The sequence below is a fragment of the Pseudochrobactrum sp. AO18b genome (genome assembly GCF_000409565.1).
GTDB lineage: Bacteria > Pseudomonadota > Alphaproteobacteria > Rhizobiales > Rhizobiaceae > Pseudochrobactrum > Pseudochrobactrum saccharolyticum.
Map to the genome: position 1 here is coordinate 1 of NZ_ANNO01000165.1, position 3,808 is coordinate 3,808.

Annotated in this window: 4 protein-coding genes; 3 read left to right on the forward strand and 1 reads right to left on the reverse strand. The window is 54.2% G+C overall.

Features of this window, described 5'->3' with window-relative positions; all coding sequences use genetic code 11:
* Window positions 1-33: 33 nt before the first annotated feature.
* Window positions 34-873 carry a tetratricopeptide repeat protein gene (locus A918_RS0106825; RefSeq protein WP_022710338.1) on the reverse strand — a complete coding sequence of 280 codons (840 nt, stop codon included), beginning with the start codon at window positions 871-873 and terminating at the stop codon, window positions 34-36.
* A 178-nt stretch (window positions 874-1,051) separates the two neighbouring features.
* Here A918_RS0106825 and A918_RS0106830 point away from each other — a divergent pair, with 178 nt between their 5' ends.
* The 3 genes from A918_RS0106830 (at window position 1,052) to A918_RS0106840 (ending at window position 3,786) form a co-directional block, all read left to right on the forward strand.
* Window positions 1,052-2,470 (forward strand): M17 family metallopeptidase, encoded by a 1,419-nt coding sequence (locus tag A918_RS0106830; RefSeq protein WP_022710339.1) that lies wholly within the window; start codon window positions 1,052-1,054, stop codon window positions 2,468-2,470.
* Window positions 2,471-2,578: 108 nt separating this feature from the next.
* Window positions 2,579-2,929 (forward strand): MarR family transcriptional regulator, encoded by a 351-nt coding sequence (locus tag A918_RS0106835; RefSeq protein ID WP_022710340.1) that lies wholly within the window; start codon window positions 2,579-2,581, stop codon window positions 2,927-2,929.
* Window positions 2,926-3,786 carry an NlpC/P60 family protein gene (locus A918_RS0106840; RefSeq protein ID WP_022710341.1) on the forward strand — a complete coding sequence of 287 codons (861 nt, stop codon included), beginning with the start codon at window positions 2,926-2,928 and terminating at the stop codon, window positions 3,784-3,786. The genes A918_RS0106835 and A918_RS0106840 overlap by 4 nt, the downstream gene beginning before the upstream one ends.
* Window positions 3,787-3,808 lie beyond the last annotated feature (22 nt).

Here is a 3,808-nt window from a genome sequence, read left to right on the forward strand (position 1 = left end):
GGCGGGCGTTTTGTTTATAAGCTTTACAGAGATTTACGCCTGCTTTTTAACGCCCTGCTTTGCCAGCATTGAGCGCAAATAATCGGTATTGGCTTTTGCCTGTTCCGGTGACAGTTCGCGGGAGGCAATTGTTTCCGCCTCCTGAAAGCGCCCCTGAAGACCAACAACCAGCGCCAGATTTTGACGGACACGGCTGTCACTGCCATTCGCAGTTGCCGCCTGACGCAGATATTTTTCAGCAGTTGGCAGATCACCGCTTAAGACATAAGACATTGCAAGATTGGAGAGGATTGAAGCCTCACCCGGTTTGATCTGCAGTGCTTTCTGATAGATTGCACGGGCATCCGCGGAATTGCCCTGCTGGTCGAGAATAGCCCCTTCCGCAGACAGCAAACGCCAGTCAGGATAATCCGGTGTCTGCGCACGGCGTACGGCATCCAGTGCCGCATCCAGCTCACCTGCACCGGCCAGAGCTTTGCCATAAGCCGCCAGAACCTGCTTGTCCTTCGGCAATTGAATGGCGATTGCCCGCATCACAGCCAGCGACTGATCACTACGACCTGCCATGCTCAGCACAGTCGCATAATTCAGAGCGGCCACTTTGCTGGTCGGATTCTTCTGATAATGCGCGCCATAGGTCTGAGCGGCCTGTGCGAGCTGCTGCGCATTCATTTGCTCAATGGAACGCTCAGCCTTGGTGCCGGTGCCTTTAGCAACCGAGCCGGTTGTGGTGCGGTCCACGCTATTGCAACCGGCGAGTGCCAGTCCTGTTATGAAAAGAGCAGTGGTGAGTGTCAGAAAACGGCTTTTTCCGTAACGCAGGCCACGGCATGATTTATCCGGTTGTTCAAAAGCCAGCGCATTTTTCTGCATCAAACTGTCTCCATAAAATACGGTCGTTGAAAGCGCCTGAAATCAGTCCTCTGCATTAACCCGCGCTTCACCTGAATATGATAAAATCAATATTCCATTAACCCTAATAGAGAGTTAATTATTGAGCTGACATCAGCGACTCATGCCGCTCTCCTGAAAATAAATACCGGAAATCAATATGACCTCCCTGCCTCTTTCTGCGAACCGTGCTGCTCTTCTCGATCAACAGGCTGCGGACAGCCGCCCGATATGGCTGGTCACACCGGAGACACTGGCGAATGGTCAGTTCCCGCAAACTGTCCTCAACTGGGCAGCAGCCAATGCCTATAAAGGCAAAGCCGGACAATTACTGACACTGGCCAATGAACAGGGGCAGATCAGCGGCGCTTTATTCGGCATTGAACCGGCGGACAAAGACAAGAGCGGCGAAGGTCGTCTGATCGGTGGCAAACTTGCCCGTCTGCTGCCTGCCGGCAACTGGCATATTGAAGGCAAAGCAGACCATGCGGAATTATTCGCGGTCAGCTTCCTGCTCGGCGGGTATCAGTTCAATCGCTATAAAAAAGACGCTTCCACAGAAGACCAGAACAGCGTTTCGCTCTATATTTCCGGCCTGTCCGATCTGGCGGAAACCCGCCGTCTGGCCGATGCCAGCGCCATGACCCGCGATCTGATCAACACACCGACCAGTGATATGGGGCCGGACACACTGGAACTGGCAGCCCGTAACCTTGCAACGGCTTATGGCGCGAAATTCACTGCTGTTATCGGTGATGATCTTCTGAAGCAAAACTTTCCGATGATCCATGCTGTCGGCCGTGCCAGCGATACTGCACCGCGCCTGATTGACTTCACTTGGGGCAAAGACAGCGATCCGAAAGTTACGCTGGTTGGCAAGGGCGTATGCTTTGATACCGGCGGTCTCGACATCAAGCCTGCCAGCGGCATGCTGCTGATGAAAAAGGATATGGGCGGTGCCGCCAATGTGCTCGGCCTTGCCCGTATGATTATGGATGCAAAATTGCAGGTGCGCCTGCGTGTGCTGATCCCAGCGGTTGAAAACTCCATTTCCGGTAATGCATTCCGCCCGAGCGATATTCTGACATCCCGTGAGGGACAGACGGTTGAAATCGGCAATACCGATGCGGAAGGCCGACTGGTTCTCGCCGATGCGCTGACCTTAGCCGACGAAGAAAACCCGGATTTGATCATCGACATGGCAACCCTGACCGGTGCTGCCCGCGTGGCACTGGGGCCTGACCTGCCGCCATTCTACAGCCATGATGAAGCTTTTGCTGCAAAAGTAGCAGAACAGGCGGCAGCACAGTCCGATCCGCTCTGGCGTATGCCGCTCTGGGCACCATATGAGGCCAAACTCGCCTCGAAAGTTGCGGACATTAACAATGTGACCACCGACGGTTTTGCCGGTTCTGTCACAGCAGCACTGTTCCTCTCGCGCTTCGTCAAAAATGCCAAGGTCTGGGGGCACTTCGACATTTACGGCTGGACACCGGTTGAGAAATCCGCAGCCACTGTCGGCGGTGCCGCACAGGGTATCCGCGCACTTTATCAGGTTATCAAACAACGCTATGTTTAAGCCTCTTGCAGGTTCAATTCAAAAGCAGTTGAATACGCTACACGTAAAGTAAACAAGCAGCCTGCCTGTACTCACGGGCAGGCCTTTCTCTTAAACAAGTGGCATTTCATGGCTGTCGAGTTAAAACCACTACAGGCGCTGACGCTGTTACAGACCGTTTCCCTGTCGCAGGTGCGTGATGAAACCCATGATCTGACATGGCGGCAAATGGCCATATTGCTGACAATCTATCTTGAAACACCGCCCCATACGGTACGTGCGCTGGCTGCGCGTCTTGGTGTGACTAAACCTGTTATTACCCGTGCGCTGGATACAATGGGCACGATGGGGCTGGTCAGCCGCCATCGCGACCCGCGGGATCTGCGCAATGTTCTGATTAAACGAACAGTCAGCGGTGCGCTCTATGTTGAAAGACTGGGCGACCGCGTTATCTCCAAGTCCAGGGAATTGCCTTTATGACCCAGCCTGACCGTCGTCTCCATGCCTATCGCCCCGATCTGGCGGATTGTGCTTTACGCGGCAAAGTCGATGCCGCCGCTTTTACAGAAGGCAAGCGCAAACGTGTGATCGTTCCCGTCAGCGATCTGCGCAGCAAGCCTGAACTGACCAGCGGCCCGCAGAGCCAGATTCTCTATGGCGATGAAGTCACCGTTTTTGAGCAGGCGAATGGCTGGAGCTGGGTGCAAGCTGTGCGCGACAGCTATGTCGGCTATATGCCCGATGGCGAACTGGGTGAAATTAGCAATAAACCAACCCATCGTATCTGCGTACCACGCACTTTCATCTATTCCGGAGCTGATCTGCGTTTCCGTCATACCCGTGCTCTGTCTCTCGGCTCAGTCGTTGAGATCACCGAATTCGTTGAAAACCGTGGTAGCCGTTACGGCATGCTGCCGGATGGCACAGCGATTTTCGCCAAGCATCTGCGGACGATCGACGAGACTGTTGCTGATTATGTCACCACAGCCGAAAGCCTGATTAACACGCCTTATCTCTGGGGTGGCACCTCCGGTTTTGGCATTGATTGCTCCGGACTGGTACAGCTTGCCATGCTGGATGCAGGGCGCGATGTGTTGCGCGATTCCGATATGCAGGGCGACCATCTGGGTGATGTGATTGATGCCGGTAAGGATTATGCCAATCTGCAGCGTGGCGATCTGGTGTTCTGGCCGGGTCATGTGGCGATTATGGCAAGCCCCGATATGATGATCCATGCCAATGGCCACACCATGACCGTAGCCTATGAGCCGCTGCGTGAAGCGATTGAGCGAATTGCGTATCTTTACGATTTACCTTCTCACTTCCGCCGCCCATAAAATAAAAAAGCCCCCCCCCGCA

Excerpts from the sequence above, each read along its gene's own strand:
- A918_RS0106825 (WP_022710338.1), bottom strand. The coding sequence starts at position 873 with ATGCAGAAAAATGCGCTGGCTTTTGAACAACCGGATAAATCATGCCGT.
- A918_RS0106830 (WP_022710339.1), top strand. The coding sequence starts at position 1,052 with ATGACCTCCCTGCCTCTTTCTGCGAACCGTGCTGCTCTTCTCGATCAA.
- A918_RS0106840 (WP_022710341.1), top strand. The coding sequence starts at position 2,926 with ATGACCCAGCCTGACCGTCGTCTCCATGCCTATCGCCCCGATCTGGCG.
- A918_RS0106835 (WP_022710340.1), top strand. The coding sequence starts at position 2,579 with ATGGCTGTCGAGTTAAAACCACTACAGGCGCTGACGCTGTTACAGACC.